Raw genomic sequence first — 15427 nt, forward strand, 5'->3', positions numbered from 1 at the left:
CTTTTGCAAAGCCCAGGGTCTTGGTCTTTAGCCTTTTACTCTTCACCCTGCATTGCGTCGTAACCAGTCTCTCCGGTTCTGATTTTGATAACATCCTCAACATTGTAGATAAAGATTTTACCGTCGCCAATGTTGCCAGTGTAAAGCGCTTTCTTCGCCGCTTCAATAACCCGCTCTACAGGTACCTTTGTAACAACAATCTCCACCTGAATCTTGGGTAAAAGATTGATCTCAACAGGTACACCACGGTAGTATTGACTGCTGCCCTTCTGTAACCCACAACCAACAACCTGAATGACAGTCATGCCTGTTACTTCAATTGCATTCATGGCACTCTTTAATTCGTCAAACTTGCTCTGACGTGTGATAATCGTAACCTTTGTAATTTTCGGTTTCACAAGAGAATTGCCAGGGAAGTTATATTCCACAGGAACCGCTTCATCCATAGATACCGAAGATACCGAAACTTTTTCCTCAATCAACTCGTTAGACGGCGCACTGCCGACTAAACCGCCATAGGAATTGGTAACCGGCATAAAATCTGCATAACTACTTGCAAGACCATGCTCACTTACATCAAGCCCTTCAATTTCCTCAGCGGGTGTTACTCTAAGGCCGTTTGTTTTCTTTATTACTGTAAAGACAATATACATGGTAATAGCCGTCCAAGCACCAATTGCCAGAACGCCAATAAACTGCTTCATAAGCTGCTCAACACCACCACCGTAGAATAACCCTTTTGTAATACCATCGCTCTCATAAATATTAAATAGACCAACGGCTAACGTTCCCCAAAGGCCATTTGCACCATGCACTGCAACAGCACCAACGGGATCATCAATATGTAACTTAATATCAATATATTCAACAGCCAAAACAACTAAGAAACCAGCCACAATGCCTATTATAATTGCACCGAAAGCATCAACGTTTGCACAAGGAGCAGTGATTGCCACTAACCCTGCCAAGGAACCGTTTAATGTCATAGAAACATCAGGCTTCCCATTCTTCAGCCAAGTGAAAATCATTGTTGTCACCGTTGCAAATCCTGCTGCAATTGTAGTCGTACCAAAGATTTGTGCCAACTGCCCAACCTGAGTTGCAGCAGCACCATTAAATCCATACCAACCAAACCATAAAATGAATACACCCAACGCACCTAATGTCAAAGAGTGCCCAGGGATTGCGTGTACAACTGTTTTCCCATCTTTCCCTTTTGTGTATTTTCCAATACGTGGGCCTAATAATTTAGCACCGATGAGAGCTGTAATACCACCAACCATGTGAATTGCCGATGAGCCAGCAAAATCAATAAAACCCATCTTGAATAACCATCCGTTGCTGTTCCATATCCAGCCTGCCTCGATGGGATAAATCAGACAGCTGATTATCCCGCTGTAAATCAGGTAAGCGTTAAACTTTGTTCTCTCTGCCATTGCACCGGAAACAATGGTGGCGGCTGTTGCACAAAAAACCAAGTTAAAAACGAAGGAGGACCAAGGGAAATTCGCAAAATCAGTAAAAAGATTCAAATTTGGAATTCCAACAAACCCAAATAGGGTATCCTCTGCCATCATGAGATTAAACCCAATGAGCAAAAACACCACAGTACCGATACAAAAATCCATAAGATTTTTCATAATAATGTTACCGGCATTTTTTGCTCTGGTAAATCCTGTTTCAACCATGGCAAACCCAGCTTGCATAAAAAATACCAATACCGCGCCCATCAAAAACCAAACACCAAATAGATCGGACGACGCCTGTTCAAATAACCCTATCGCATCCATATACACTACCCCCTTTTAAATTAGACAACAAAAAAAGGCGCCGGGAGAATATGACCCAGCACCTTTGCCTTTACTTAACGCAGTTTACCACCTTAAAAAAATATTGTCAATACTATTTTAAAACATTTTTGTTGTATTTATATAAAATATAGTTACATTATTTGTGCACAATAAACTAATTTTTATTAATTTTATAACTAATTTCTTTTTTTATTTTTTAGCGCTTTTTAACAAAGGTTACTTGTTAATTTTCAAAAATAAAGTAGTATTCTTAAAACATATTTCCTACAGCGCACTTTTGTCTTTGAATCTGTCAACAAATCTGCAAAAATATGTATACATTGTGCATTATTTGCACAATGTAATATTGAATTGTATTAAAAAAACGAGCCGCCCACGAGTGAAATATAATCCAGTTTATTTTCTATCATTTCCATACATAAATTTATTAAAGTGTACTCTACGATTTAAAAATTAATGACTGTCAGTACTTCCCTCACCCCTCATTCCCAGAAAACCTATATGCCTTATTCATATATCTGGCTTTAAATTAAGAACAGACCATGAAATATATTTCGAAAAACCCCAAAACCTCATAATTCTTAATTTCACAATAAAACCGAAAAGAAAATGACGATATTTGCAAGGTATAAATTACTACATTCAGGGGGAGATTTTTATTATCTTCAACTGAAATGGTTCGCCATTTTTGTTGCCAAATTGCTTGATAGGAGTTGGCATAATGGGTTATTATGGAAAAGTAGAAATCAGTGGTATTAACACTTCAAATTTACCAACTTTAAGTGGTGCTGAGGCACGAGAGCTTTTTATTAAATTTAAAGAAGGCGATGAGTCTGCCAGAGAAAAATTAATTGAAGGAAATCTCAGATTGGTTTTAAGTATCATAAAAAGATTTGAAAACAGAAACGAAAATATGGATGATTTATTTCAAGTTGGTGTGGTCGGATTAATTAAGGCGATCGACAATTTTGATATCAATATGCAAGTAATGCCCTCAACCTATTGTTGTCCAATGATTATTGGTGAAATCAGACGATACCTTCGGGATAATAATTCCATTCGGGTAAGTCGCTCTTTAAGGGATACTGCATATAAAGCATTACAGGCAAAGGAACGCCTCATGGCTGAACGTGAAAAAGAGCCTACAATAGAAGAAATCGCAAGGGAAATGGGAATTTCAAGAGAAAGTGTTGTCACTGCCATGGATGCAATCCAGGATCCCGTTTCATTATACGAACCAGTTTATCATGACGGTGGCGACACCTTGTTTGTAATGGATCAAGTGAGTGATGAAAAAAATGGAGATAAGCTATGGCTGGAAAACCTTTCGTTAAGTGAAGCAATGCATCATCTTTCTGACCGAGAAAAGAGAATTGTTTCCCTGCGCTTCTTTGAAGGAAAAACACAAACAGAGGTTAGTACGGAAATCGGAATCAGCCAAGCTCAAGTAAGCCGCTTGGAAAAAAGCGCATTAAAGCATATGCAAAAATATGTGTAATTCAATGGACAACCCTTTTAATATCATGTAAAATGTAGGTAAAAAGCGTAATGTCCTAAGGTATCATTTTTGAATGATTCCGTCTGCATTCGCTTTTACACATAACATTGATTTTAGGAGGAAATTGCAGATGAGAATTTATGCAGAAGATACAGCGGCACTGTTTATTGATTTTCAGGAAAAATTGGTACCTGTTATCAACCAGAATGCAGAAATAGTAAAAAAAGCAGTGATGTTGGCACAGGGTTTGACTGAAATTGGAGTGCCCTTTGCGGTATCCCAGCAATACACCAAGGGATTAGGCGAAACTGTTCCCGAATTCAGTGGTGCCATAGAGTCTTTACAGTATATGGAAAAACATACCTTTAGCTGTTTTGAATGTGAAGAAATTGCAAATTGGGTAAAAGCTCAGCAAAAGAAAACCATTTTGATTTGTGGTGTGGAAGCACATATTTGTGTTTTGCAAACAGTGCTCGACCTTTTAGACGATGGCTATCGGGTTTTTGTTGTTGCGGATTGCGTTGGTTCCAGAAATCCATATGACAAAGAAATTGGGTTGGAAAGAATGAAGGCAGAAGGTGCCATTTTAACAACATGTGAGGCTGCCCTTTTTGAATTAACCGGCGGAGCTAAATCCCCCCACTTTAAAGTAATTTCCAAATTAGTAAAATAAAAGCTTTGGCAAAAATATAGCGGCCGGGCAATGGCCTGTGCCGCTCATTTTATTGGCTTCCCAAAGTACTTATGGTGGTATGCAACAAGATTCAGAGGATACTACACCCAAAAAAATTGGGAAACTTCCTATATTATATACCAAGAACAAGCAAGCTAAAAATACAACAAGTATTATCCAAAAACCATATTCAGATGATCTGAATTTTTTTCATTGGCAAGACAAAAATGCTTCAATTTAGGAGAAAAAATCAATATTGACACATTAACAGCTGAATTAAATGTGAGCAATTCCCCCATACGTGAAGCACTTACCATGCTGGAAAAGCAAGGCTTGGTGGAATATGTACCCAACGTAGGCTCACGCATTATTTCTTTTTCTCCTACCGCCTTTCGTGAAATTTGTTTTTCTTTATTTACCGTTGTTTACGGTGCATATGAGTTGTGCTTGTCAAAAAATATAATAGATATTGCTATCGAAAAGCCCATTTGCTAGATAGGCTTTAAAAATCCTACAAGGGGGATGTTCCCATTGGATATCCTCTCGGAGTAAATCATCATTTCTTGGTTTCTTCTGTCTTCGGCAGGAGTGTCTTTTTGTGCAGAAGAAAAATTTTACATAGTTCTTTTTTTTTAATTTCAAATAAGGTAAGAGCTTTATAATTAATCACAAGCTCTATATATGGAGGTATAAAAATGAAAGCAATGGAGCACCTGAAAACAATTACGCACCACAGATATTTAGTTCGACAACACTGTTTTCGAGTGGGGCTTTATTGGCAGGGATTGACCCATGATCTTTCTAAATTCTCACCCACCGAGTTTTTGGTAGGCGCAAAATATTTTCAAGGAGATCGTAGTCCAAACAATGCCGAACGGGAGGATAAAGGGTATTCCAGCTCATGGTTGCATCATAAAGGAAGAAATAAACACCACTTTGAATATTGGATTGATTACAGCAGAGGCCAAGATCGCTTGTTGGGTGGAATGAAAATGCCTGTCCGCTTTGTGGCAGAAATGTTTATGGATCGGATTGCTGCTTGCAAGACGTATCAGAAGGACAAATATACAGATGCAAGCCCTTGGAAATATCATTTGCAAAGCCGTCTTGTTCATGAGATTATGCACATAGATTCTTTAAAGCTTTTGGAACACTTTTTGAAGATGCTTGCGGAATGTGGTGAAGACGTCACTTTTGCATACGTGAAAAAATACTTAAAGCTTGAAAGAAAACATGCACGGAAGCAATTTATTGAGAATCATATCAAAGGGAGGAAAAGGAAAAAGTGAACAATAAAAAAGTAATTGTAGGACTTTCCGGCGGCGTAGACAGTACCGTTTGCGCTTACTTACTAAATCAACAGGGCTATGATGTCATTGGCGTCACCATGGACCTATGGCCAGGTGAAAACGGTGCTCAGGCAATTCAAGATGCAAAGATGGTTGCAGAAAAAATAGGAATCCCTCACTTTGTTTTAGAATTCAGAAAGGAATTTAAAGAAAATGTGGTTGACGATTTTATTCGTCGGTATTTCCAGGGGCTTACGCCAAATCCCTGTGTGGTATGCAACCGATATATTAAAGGCGAGGCTCTCTTGCAAAAAGCCCGCCAGCTTGGTGCCCACTATATTGCCACAGGACACTATGCAAAGGTTGAGAAACATCCCAAAACAGGACGCTATGCCATTCGCAATTCAGAAACAGCGGAAAAAGACCAAACCTATGCCTTATACCGCCTAACACAGGAACAATTGGAGGCAATGCTTTTACCAATTGGAGAATACACAAAAGACGAGGTAAGAAATATCGCTCAGCAGATTGATGGCTTTATTGCAAAAAAAGGGGACAGTCAGGATATTTGTTTTATTCCCGATGGAGATTATGCGTCCTTTATTATCAATGAGAGTGGTAATAGTGGAAAATCCGGAAGCTTCGTTGATTTGAAAGGAAATGTTTTAGGGAAACATAAGGGGATTATTCATTACACCGTGGGTCAGAGAAAAGGCTTAGGTCTTGCCTTTGGAAAGCCCATGTATGTTTACGCTGTTAATCCAAAGCTAAACCAAGTTGTCTTATGTGAGAATGAATCGTTATTTCAAAAGACTTTTCGTGTTGGGGATTTAGCCCATATGGCACTGGAAAAATTTGAGGATGGAATGCGTTTGCAAGGTAAAATTCGTTATGGGAATAAAATGGCCTGGTGTACCGTGAGAATGGTAGATACAGATATTATGGAGTGCACTTTTGATGAGCCTCAACGAGCAATTACCCCCGGGCAGTCTCTTGTCTTGTATGATGGAGAATATGTAGCCGGCGGTGGAATCATCCTCCCCTTCTCAATATGAACATATCAGCAAAAGTTTACAGGATTTTTACTTAAAATTCATATAGTTGCACAAAATGTTAAAAGCAGATAAAAGTTGATTGCGACAGTTGTCACGTTATGTTATGATAACTGTGGCTATTTTGCAGGTGTTACTACTAGATACTTTTATTGGAGGAAGAAATGGATTACGTAAATATAATCATCCCATTTATTGGTGGGCTCGCCATGTTTATCTTCGGTATGAACTATATGGCCCAGGGTTTACAAAATGCAGCAGGCACAAAAATGAAGTCTATTCTCGAAGCTTTAACGCAAAATAAAGTTATGGGTATTGGATTGGGTGCCCTCGTTACGGCAATCGTCCAAAGTTCATCGGCAACAACTGTTATGGTTGTAGGCTTTGTAAACGCAGGCCTGATGAACCTAACACAAGCCATGAGTGTTATTATGGGTGCCAATATTGGTACTACAGTAACAGGCTGGCTGGTTTCCAGTTCCGAATGGGCAAAAATGTTCAGCCCCACCACGATGGCTCCTTTGGCGGTAATGGTTGGTGTTATTCTGCAAATCGGCGGAAAGAAAATGAAGCATAGAGAAATTGCTTCTATTATTATTGGTTTTGGTATTTTATTTATCGGTATGCATACAATGTCCGATAGTGTATCTCCTCTACGAGAATCTCAAGTCTTTAGAGATGCCTTTGTAACATTAGGTCAGAATCCATTGCTGGGTATTTTAGTTGGTGCTGGTGTTACAGCAATTATTCAAAGCTCCTCTGCATCTCAGGGTATTTTACTCTCTCTTGCGGCAACAGGCTTAGTGCCCATTAATGCTGCGGTGTTTATTATCATGGGCCAGAATATCGGCACTTGCGTTACAGCTTTAATCAGTGGTATTGGTGCAGGTAAAAATGCAAAATGCGTAGGATATATGCATTTGATGTTTAATATTATTGGTACATTTATATTCAGTATCTTTGCGATGATTTACTTCTCTTCTGCAAGTCCAGAGGTTGGGTTAGGAATCATATCCCAAACAAAAATCAGTGCAATCCACACCGCTTTCAATATTGGTACAACATTATTAATCTTCCCTATTTCCGGTTGGATCATCCGTATTGCTATGAAGCTCAATGGTGTAACGGAATCTACAACAGGGGACGAAGGTCAGCTCCTTCATTTGGACAAACGTATGTTGCAAACACCAAGTCTTGCAGTAGAAGGCGCAAAAAAAGAAACTATCCGTTTGGGACGCATTGCAAGAGAAAATCTCCAATGCGCATTGGATGCATTGCAAGATGCCACGCCAGAAAGATTTGAAGAGGTAAAGCAAAGAGAATCTGTGGTTGACAGAGTGTGTGATGGTATTTCTGAATATCTCATTAAGCTTTGCACATTACAAATTAGTGATCGCGAAAATCAAATCGTAACCTCTCTTTTAAATACCATCAGTGATATGGAACGTGTGGGTGACCATGCAGAAAATATTGCTGAGCTGGCAGAGGAAATGAAGCATGAAGATTTGAGCTTTACCCATAATGCCATGGAAGATTTGCAAGAAATGATTCATGCTGCCCTTTCCAGCTATGATAACGCATTAAAAGCCTTGGAAAACGATGACATCGCATCGGCGGCAAAAACTGCTGTTTATGAAGAACAGGTTGACGAATTAGAAAAGAGATTGCGTGCAGGCCATATCGAAAGACTTTCCAATGCAGCATGTAATGTAAATGCAGGTATCCATTACCTTGAAGTACTTGCAAATCTGGAACGTATTTCTGACCATGCCATGAATATTTCGCAGGTTGTTTTAAACGAGCATAGATATAACAGAAAAATGAACGAAGAAGGCGCAATGCCAATTTAATCAATAAAAAAGAAGCCATTTTGGCTTCTTTTTTTATTGAGCGGAAAAAGCATGTTTTGTAGTTCATTGCACATAAATGAATTTTCATATATTAAGAGTACACTTTAATATTGAATTTTACATAAAGCCAACGCAAATTAATCCTACAATCCACATTGTAACTACATAGGGTTTATATGTATGTCAATTTACACCAACAACAACTGTCCCTAGCATCAAAATCAAAGAAACTCTTCATAAATTGCACAAATTGCCTCTTCCATCTGATTCTCCGGGACACCTACCCATGTGCTCAGCTCACCACTGCCTTGATTAATCATAACAACATCAATATTCTGCCGCTGTAAGGCCTTATAAATTCGATTGACTGCCAAGCGATTATGAATAATCCCATATCCCACCAGAACAATACCTGCGATATCCGGCTGAATTGTCATAGAAAACGGCACATTGCTTTTTCTAATTTCACTCTCAAAAGCATCTTGCTTCTCAAGAAACTGTCTGGTTTCTACAAGCAAACAAACGCAATGGGCTCCTGACGGGAGATATTGAAATTTGATTCCGTACTTTTTCGCAACGTATAAAACCTCTTGAACAAATGACCATGTATGATCTGTCTGTTCCTTTTCCAGCACCAGAATACTGAAACCTTTCTTACCTGAAACACCAGCAAAAATAGCAAAATCCTCTCGTTGCAAAGCGTTACACGTAATCATGGTTCCTGGGTGCTGGGGCAAATTGGTATTGCGAATATTCGTGGGAATCCCTGCACTGCTTACAGGAAACACACAGTCCTCATGAAGCACTGTGGCTCCTGCACAGCAAAGCTCGTGCATTTCATGATAAGTAATGTGGCTAATTGGACGAGGATCGGTAACGATACGAGGATCAGCCATGAGAAAGCCAGAAACATCAGTCCAATTTTCATATAGTTCTGCTTGGGCAGCACGGGCAACAATGGCTCCCGTGATATCACTTCCCCCACGAGAAAAGGCACGTATGCTTCCGTCAGGGTTGCTTCCGTAAAAGCCGGGTATCACTGCCTTATCCAGCAACTCTAATCTCTGCTTCAATATATCGTTGGTCTTTTCCGCATCAAACTCACCCAGCTCGTCAAAGAAAATAACCTCTGCCGCATCTAAAAATTCATATCCTAAATAATTTGATAACAGCAATCCATTTAAGAACTCCCCTCGGCTGGCACAGTAATCCGCCGAAGCTCCCGCTTCCATTTGCTTGTGAATTTCCTGAAAATATGGCTTAAGCTCCAAAGATAAATGAAGCTGTGAGGCAATGTCATAATATCTCTGTTGAATCTCTTCAAAGGTTTTTTGGAAGGACTCTCCTGCCATCTGCTGATTATAACAACGATAAAGAAGGTCGGTTACCTTTTCATCTTTATCGAATCTACGACCAGGCGCACTGGGAATGATAAGCATTCGGCGGCTGTCTGCGAAAACAATGTCTTTAACTTTTTGAAACTGTGCTGCATCTGCAAGTGAACTGCCGCCGAATTTTGCTACAATCATCCTATTCTTCCCCCTAACCACTGGGCAGAGGGGTGAATATATTTTCCCTCTGCTTATTACAAAAGCCTTCCAACAAAATTTATAACCATAGATATTACCTTTTTTTATCATCTACCCATAACAATAACGGTTATGGAGGTTAACTTAAAATTTCATTCATAAAATTATTTATTATTTTACTTAATACCATAGTTTTTTACAACATTTTTCTACACTTATGGTTCAAATTTTAGTTTAAGTCACTCTTCTATTTCTAAGAAAGTCTGCCTTTAAAATCTTCATATCCAAATTTTCGTATGATGTTTAATTCTCCACTTTCGTGTAAAACTGCAATGGATGGGAGGCACATTCCATTAAAAGTGTTATTCTTCACCATAGAGTATATTGCCATATCCATAAAAACCAGCTTGTCCCCTATGGAAAGAGGTTGTGCAAAGGAAAAGTCCCCAATGACATCCCCCGCCAAACAGGTTGCCCCTGCCAATCGATAGGTATAGGCCTTCTCATTAGGCTCTCCTCCCTGCCACAAAGGCGGGCGATAGGGCATTTCAATCACATCAGGCATATGGCATGCTGCAGATGCGTCCAGAAGAGCAATATCAATACCATTGTGAACAATATCCAACACAGAGGTCACCAGATACCCTGCATTCAAGGCGATTGCCTCCCCCGGTTCCAAATATACTTCCACATGATATTTTTCTTTAAACCGTAATATACAGTCTATCAAGGCTTCCCTATCATAATCCTCACGGGTGATATGATGACCACCGCCAAAGTTCACCCATTTCATTTGGGGAAGAAATTCGCCAAACTTTTCTTCCACTGCCGCCACGGTTTCAATTAAAGCATCACTGTTTTGTTCACACAGCGTATGAAAATGCAGACCATCAATTCCCTCTAGCAACACAGGCCTGAAATTCTCTATGGTCACGCCTAAACGAGAGCCTTCAGCGCATGGGTCATATATACCATGCTCTTGGGTGGAATGCTGAGGATTAATTCGAATGCCACAGCTTCTTCCCGCATCAAGCGCTTTTTTCCCATATTTCTGCCACTGGGCAAATGAATTAAAGGAAATATGGTCGCAAATCTTCACAATCTCATCAAATTCTTTTTCCATATATGCCGCCGAAAAAACATGGGTCTCCTTGCCCATCTCTTCATTGCCAAGCTTTGCCTCAAATAGACCACTGGCGGTTGTTCCGTCCAGATAGCGCCCAATAAGAGGATACACAGAAAACATGGAAAACGCCTTTTGTGCCAGCAGAATCTTACAGCCGGCACGATTGGCAACGTCTCTTAAAATAACCAGATTTTCAGTTAAACGCTTCTCATCAACCACATAACATGGTGTTTCTATTGAATATAAGCGCTTATCCATTAGTCCACCAACTCAGGGTTAAAATCTTCCACCCAAGGTAAGCCCCATTTATTTAACGCTTCCATAAATGGATCGGGATCAAACTCTTCCATATTCCAAACACCAGGCTGATTCCATTTTCCGGTCATTACAAGCATTGCTCCAATCATGGCAGGCACACCTGTGGTATAAGAAATTGCTTGGCTGCCTACTTCTTTGTAGCACTCTTGATGATCGCAAACATTGTAGAGATAATACGTTTTTTCTTTACCATCCTTCATTCCTTGGAAGATACAGCCGATGTTTGTTTTTCCAACGGTACGAGGACCAAGGCTTGCAGGATCGGGCAATACTGCTTTCAAAAACTGCAAGGGCACAATTTTCTTTCCTTCAAATTCAATAGGCTCGATGGAAGTCATGCCCACATTTTCTAAGCACTTCAAATGGGTCAAGTAGCTTTGTCCAAAGGTCATGAAGAAACGGATTCTCTTAATCCCTTTTATATTTAAGCCCAAGCTTTCCAGTTCCTCATGGTGGAGCAAATACATGTCTTTTTTACCAACTTCCGCAAAATCGTACTCACGCTTGATTTCCATTGGCTCTGTTTCTACCCATTGTCCATTTTCCCAATAACTGCCGTTTGCGGTTACTTCTCTGATATTAATTTCGGGGTTAAAGTTGGTTGCAAATGGATAACCATGGTCGCCGCCGTTACAGTCAAGAATATCAATGTAATTGATTTCATCAAAGTGATGCTTTTGTGCATAAGCGGAGAACACACCGGTAACGCCGGGGTCAAAACCACTGCCTAGCAATGCGCAAATACCTGCTTCCTTAAATTTCTCACGGTAATCCCACTGCCATTTATATTCAAACTTAGCAGTATCCAAAGGTTCATAGTTTGCAGTATCCACATAGTGGGTTTTTGTGGCAAGGCAAGCCTCCATAATGGTCAAATCTTGATAAGGTAAAGCCAGATTCAGCACAACATCAGGCTTAAACTCGTTGATGAGCACAACCAATTCCGCCACGTTGTCCGCATCTACCTGTGCTGTGTGAATGATTGTTTTTGTTGTGCCATCAAGCTTTGCTTTTAATGCATCACATTTGGATTTGGTACGGCTGGCAATCATAATTTCCTCAAAAACCTCGCTGTTTTGGCAACATTTGTGAATTGCAACACTGGCAACGCCGCCGCAACCGATAATCATACATTTTCCCATTTTTTCTGTCTCCTTTACTTTGTAATTTGTAGTAATATTTCACGTGTAATTTTACAAGCAATGGCAGTGGAACTGCCGCTTTGATCATAGTGAGGTGAAAGCTCGTTAATATCACAGCCTACAATGTTTAACTGATGCAACTGTAAAACCGCTTCCATTAATTCTTTAAAAGTAATGCCGCCCCCTTCCGGAGTGCCAGTTCCGCAAAAAACGGAGGGATCCAATACATCCAAATCCAGCGTAAAATATACAGGCTTATCCTTCAGTTGAGCTATCGTTTCTGAAAAGCCCCCAAGGTCGAATTTATGGAGATTGGTATGCTTTTTGGCAAATTCGAATTCATATTTTTCGCCACTGCGAATGCCAAATTGATGAATTCTTCCATCTCCCACAAGGTTCCACACCTGTTTGATTACGGTAGAATGGGAAAGACTTTCTCCCAAATAATCCGTTCTAAGGTCAGTATGAGCGTCCAGGTGAATAATATGAACATCGGGGTAACGCTCCACCACGGCACGTACTGCCCCCAATGTAATCAAATGCTCCCCACCAAGCATGACAAAGCGTTTGCCATCACTCAGAATTTGCGCCGCATATTCTTGAATCATCTCCAGCACCCTTTCCGTATTGCCAAAAGGGAGCTCCAAATCTCCACCGTCAAAAATTTGATGTTCCGTCATATCTTTATCGCAGTATGGAGAATAGGTTTCTATCCCAAAGGATTCGCTACGGATGGCTGAAGGACCAAAGCGTGTACCGGGACGAAAAGAGGTGGTTCCATCAAAGGGAACGCCAAACAGCACCATTTCCGCAGCTTCATATTCAGCTTCGCACGCCAAAAATGTCTGTATATTTTTATTCATCCTTTAGCATCTCCTTTACGTAATTGGGTAAGCCAAAGGCTCCTTGGTGCAACTCTGTATTATAATATTTTGTTTTTATCTCCAGAGCATTCCATGCATCTGCTTTCAAATCCCTTTGGGGATGGAGTGATTTAGATGCAAATCCAAACAGCCAATGTCCTGAAGGATAGGTAGGGATGTGCGCCTGATAAACAAAGCTCATTGGGAATGCATGTGAAATGCGGCGATGGGCTGACTTCATTGCTTTTGCATCCTCTTCATAAAAAGGACTTTCATGCTGATTTATCAAAACCCCTTGCTCCGTTAAAGCACGATAACAGTTCCCGTAAAATTCCTTGGTAAAAAGCACCTCACCGGGGCCAAAGGGGTCTGTGGAATCCACAATAATCAGGTCATAAAGGTTATCCGTATGACGCACAAACTTCAATCCATCCTGATAATGCAAATGTACCCTTTCATCTTCAAAGCCACATGAAGTTTGGGGAAGAAATTCCTTGCAAACTTCCACAACTCGCTCATCAATTTCCACCACGTCAATTGACTCTATACCTTGATACTTTCCCAGTTCTCGAACCACACCGCCATCTCCCGCACCAATGACCAATATATTTTTTATCTCAGGATTCACAGCCATGGCAGTATGGGTAATCACCTCGTGATAAATAAATTCGTCCCGTTCCGTAAGCATCATAATACCGTCCAAAGTTAAAAAACGTCCAAATTCAGGAGATTCAAACACTGATATTTTCTGATACTTACTTTCCTCATAATGAAGCTGGCGGGAAACCTTTACAGAAAAACGCACATGAGGCGTGTGATATTCGCTATACCATAAATCATCCATTTTCTTCTCCTTTCCATACGTTCAACCGGGTAATATCCATACTTTCCGGCCCCGTAATAACACAGCCCTTTTCCTTGGCATATTGGATATAAGCAATAATTTCCCGGGTAATACGCTCCCCCGGGGCTAAGATGGGGATGCCCGGAGGGTAGCACATCACAAACTCGGTACAAACCTTGCCGTTACACTCTGCCAAAGGCAGGCTCATTTTATCCGCATAAAAGGCTTTTTGTGGAGAAATGACAACGGTGGGGCTAATATATTCCGTATCTAACATGTCTTTATTGTCGTTTTTATAAATTCGCCTAATTTCAGAAAGGGCACTAATCAGGCGTTCAATATTTTTGTTTTTATCCCCCACAGAAATATAGGCGAGAATATTCCCCAAATCTCCAAATTCAATTTGTATGCCATATTCATCCCGCAGCAAATCGTAAACCTCAATGCCCGCCAGCCCCAAATCCAAGGTGTTTACGGAAAGCTTGGTGGTATCAAAATCAAACACACTGTCGCCGTTGATTAGTTCTTTTGAATAGGCGTAATAATCACCGATGGCGTTAATTTCTTCCCTTGCATACTGGGCAAAATTCTTTACCTTCTCAAAGGTATCCTCTCCCCACAGGGCAAGATTTCGCCTAGAAATATCCAAACTGGAAAGCAATAAATAAGAGCCGCTGGTAGTTTGGGTAAGGTTGATGATTTTCCTTACATAGTTTGCATTTACGCCCTTGCCACAAAGCAATAGGGAACTTTGGGTTAGAGAACCTCCTGATTTATGCATACTGATTGCCGCCATATCCGCACCTGCCGCCATAGCAGAAATGGGCATGTCCTTCCCAAAATAAAAATGGGTGCCATGAGCTTCATCTGCAAGAACCAGTAAGCCCTTTTCATGGGCAAGTTGGGTAATTTGCTTTAAATTGGAGCAAATGCCATAATAGGTGGGATTATTCACCAATATGGCTTTGGCGTTAGGATGCTCTTCAATGGTTCTTTTCACATCCTCAACAGACATTCCCAATGCAATGCCCAGCTTTTTATTCATTTGCGGATTGATGTAAACAGGCACTGCACCACAAAGAACCAATGCATTGATTACACTTTGGTGTACATTTCTGGGCAATATGATTTCATCTCCATATTTTACACTGGAAAGTATCATGGTTTGCACCGCAGAGGTTGTACCCCCTACCATGAAAAAGGCTTGCGCCGCACCAAAGGCTTCTGCGGCAAGTTCCTCAGCCTCTTTAATCACACTAACCGGATGGCAAAGGTTATCCAAAGGCTTCATGGAGTTTACGTCTACAGACATGCACTTTTCACCCAAGAATTCCGTCAGTTGGGGGTTTCCCTTTCCGTGCTTATGCCCGGGAACATCAAAGGGAACCAGTCGGTCGTGTCTCATCCGCTCTAAGGCTTCCATTAAAGGCAT

Annotated in this window: 13 protein-coding genes; 6 read left to right on the plus strand and 7 right to left on the minus strand. The window is 40.6% G+C overall.

The genetic code is table 11. The annotated features are described in order from the left end of the window. Nucleotides 1–35 precede the first annotated feature (35 nt). Nucleotides 36–1790, minus strand: a complete 1755-nt coding sequence (locus tag CPRO_RS09810; protein ID WP_066051085.1) for an ammonium transporter — start codon at nucleotides 1788–1790, stop codon at nucleotides 36–38. 742 nt (nucleotides 1791–2532) lie between these two features. Here CPRO_RS09810 and sigG point away from each other — a divergent pair. From sigG to CPRO_RS09840, 6 genes are all read left to right on the plus strand, one after another. After that, nucleotides 2533–3309 (plus strand): RNA polymerase sporulation sigma factor SigG, encoded by a 777-nt coding sequence (gene sigG / locus CPRO_RS09815; protein WP_066051088.1) that lies wholly within the window; start codon nucleotides 2533–2535, stop codon nucleotides 3307–3309. 130 nt (nucleotides 3310–3439) lie between these two features. Further along, on the plus strand, nucleotides 3440–3982 hold the full coding sequence (locus CPRO_RS09820) for a hydrolase (protein WP_066051091.1): 543 nt from the start codon (nucleotides 3440–3442) through the stop codon (nucleotides 3980–3982). A gap of 213 nt (nucleotides 3983–4195) precedes the next feature. Beyond that, nucleotides 4196–4477 (plus strand): GntR family transcriptional regulator, encoded by a 282-nt coding sequence (locus tag CPRO_RS09825; protein ID WP_066051094.1) that lies wholly within the window; start codon nucleotides 4196–4198, stop codon nucleotides 4475–4477. A gap of 200 nt (nucleotides 4478–4677) precedes the next feature. Continuing rightward, on the plus strand, nucleotides 4678–5271 hold the full coding sequence (locus tag CPRO_RS09830) for a DUF5662 family protein (protein WP_066051097.1): 594 nt from the start codon (nucleotides 4678–4680) through the stop codon (nucleotides 5269–5271). Then, on the plus strand, nucleotides 5268–6326 hold the full coding sequence (gene mnmA, locus CPRO_RS09835) for a tRNA 2-thiouridine(34) synthase MnmA (protein WP_066051100.1): 1059 nt from the start codon (nucleotides 5268–5270) through the stop codon (nucleotides 6324–6326). The genes CPRO_RS09830 and mnmA overlap by 4 nt, the downstream gene beginning before the upstream one ends. 161 nt (nucleotides 6327–6487) lie before the next feature. Further along, nucleotides 6488–8173 carry a Na/Pi cotransporter family protein gene (locus CPRO_RS09840; protein WP_066051104.1) on the plus strand — a complete coding sequence of 562 codons (1686 nt, stop codon included), beginning with the start codon at nucleotides 6488–6490 and terminating at the stop codon, nucleotides 8171–8173. A 221-nt stretch (nucleotides 8174–8394) separates the two neighbouring features. Here CPRO_RS09840 and CPRO_RS09845 read toward each other — a convergent pair whose 3' ends face one another. From CPRO_RS09845 to CPRO_RS09870, 6 genes are all read right to left on the minus strand, one after another. Next, nucleotides 8395–9702 (minus strand): aspartate kinase, encoded by a 1308-nt coding sequence (locus tag CPRO_RS09845; RefSeq protein ID WP_066051105.1) that lies wholly within the window; start codon nucleotides 9700–9702, stop codon nucleotides 8395–8397. Between the two features lie 253 nt (nucleotides 9703–9955). After that, nucleotides 9956–11086: a carboxynorspermidine decarboxylase gene (gene nspC, locus CPRO_RS09850; protein ID WP_066051108.1), complete on the minus strand. Its 1131-nt coding sequence runs from the start codon at nucleotides 11084–11086 to the stop codon at nucleotides 9956–9958. After that, the gene (locus tag CPRO_RS09855; protein ID WP_066051111.1) at nucleotides 11086–12288 is read right to left on the minus strand and encodes a saccharopine dehydrogenase family protein; all 1203 of its coding nucleotides are present in this window, start codon (nucleotides 12286–12288) and stop codon (nucleotides 11086–11088) included. The genes nspC and CPRO_RS09855 overlap by 1 nt, the downstream gene beginning before the upstream one ends. A 14-nt stretch (nucleotides 12289–12302) precedes the next feature. Continuing rightward, a complete protein-coding gene (gene speB, locus CPRO_RS09860) occupies nucleotides 12303–13151 on the minus strand; it encodes an agmatinase (RefSeq protein WP_066051114.1) in 849 nt (282 codons plus the stop codon). After that, nucleotides 13144–13995, minus strand: coding sequence for a polyamine aminopropyltransferase (speE, locus tag CPRO_RS09865; RefSeq protein ID WP_066051117.1), 852 nt, complete (start codon nucleotides 13993–13995; stop codon nucleotides 13144–13146). Before speE ends, speB begins: the two co-directional genes overlap by 8 nt. After that, a complete protein-coding gene (locus CPRO_RS09870; protein WP_066053934.1) occupies nucleotides 13988–15427 on the minus strand; it encodes an aminotransferase class I/II-fold pyridoxal phosphate-dependent enzyme in 1440 nt (479 codons plus the stop codon). Before CPRO_RS09870 ends, speE begins: the two co-directional genes overlap by 8 nt.

Origin of the sequence: Anaerotignum propionicum DSM 1682, assembly GCF_001561955.1 — a bacterium.
GTDB classification, from domain to species: Bacteria; Bacillota; Clostridia; order Lachnospirales; family Anaerotignaceae; genus Chakrabartyella; species Chakrabartyella propionicum.

Bases quoted from the DNA above. Each gene is read 5' to 3' on its own strand.
- CPRO_RS09810 (WP_066051085.1), bottom strand. From the start codon at position 1,790: ATGGATGCGATAGGGTTATTTGAACAGGCGTCGTCCGATCTATTTGGT.
- sigG (WP_066051088.1), top strand. From the start codon at position 2,533: ATGGGTTATTATGGAAAAGTAGAAATCAGTGGTATTAACACTTCAAAT.
- CPRO_RS09820 (WP_066051091.1), top strand. From the start codon at position 3,440: ATGAGAATTTATGCAGAAGATACAGCGGCACTGTTTATTGATTTTCAG.
- CPRO_RS09830 (WP_066051097.1), top strand. From the start codon at position 4,678: ATGAAAGCAATGGAGCACCTGAAAACAATTACGCACCACAGATATTTA.
- CPRO_RS09840 (WP_066051104.1), top strand. From the start codon at position 6,488: ATGGATTACGTAAATATAATCATCCCATTTATTGGTGGGCTCGCCATG.
- CPRO_RS09845 (WP_066051105.1), bottom strand. From the start codon at position 9,702: ATGATTGTAGCAAAATTCGGCGGCAGTTCACTTGCAGATGCAGCACAG.
- nspC (WP_066051108.1), bottom strand. From the start codon at position 11,086: ATGGATAAGCGCTTATATTCAATAGAAACACCATGTTATGTGGTTGAT.
- CPRO_RS09855 (WP_066051111.1), bottom strand. From the start codon at position 12,288: ATGGGAAAATGTATGATTATCGGTTGCGGCGGCGTTGCCAGTGTTGCA.
- speB (WP_066051114.1), bottom strand. From the start codon at position 13,151: ATGAATAAAAATATACAGACATTTTTGGCGTGCGAAGCTGAATATGAA.
- speE (WP_066051117.1), bottom strand. From the start codon at position 13,995: ATGGATGATTTATGGTATAGCGAATATCACACGCCTCATGTGCGTTTT.
- CPRO_RS09870 (WP_066053934.1), bottom strand. From the start codon at position 15,427: ATGCCTTTAATGGAAGCCTTAGAGCGGATGAGACACGACCGACTGGTT.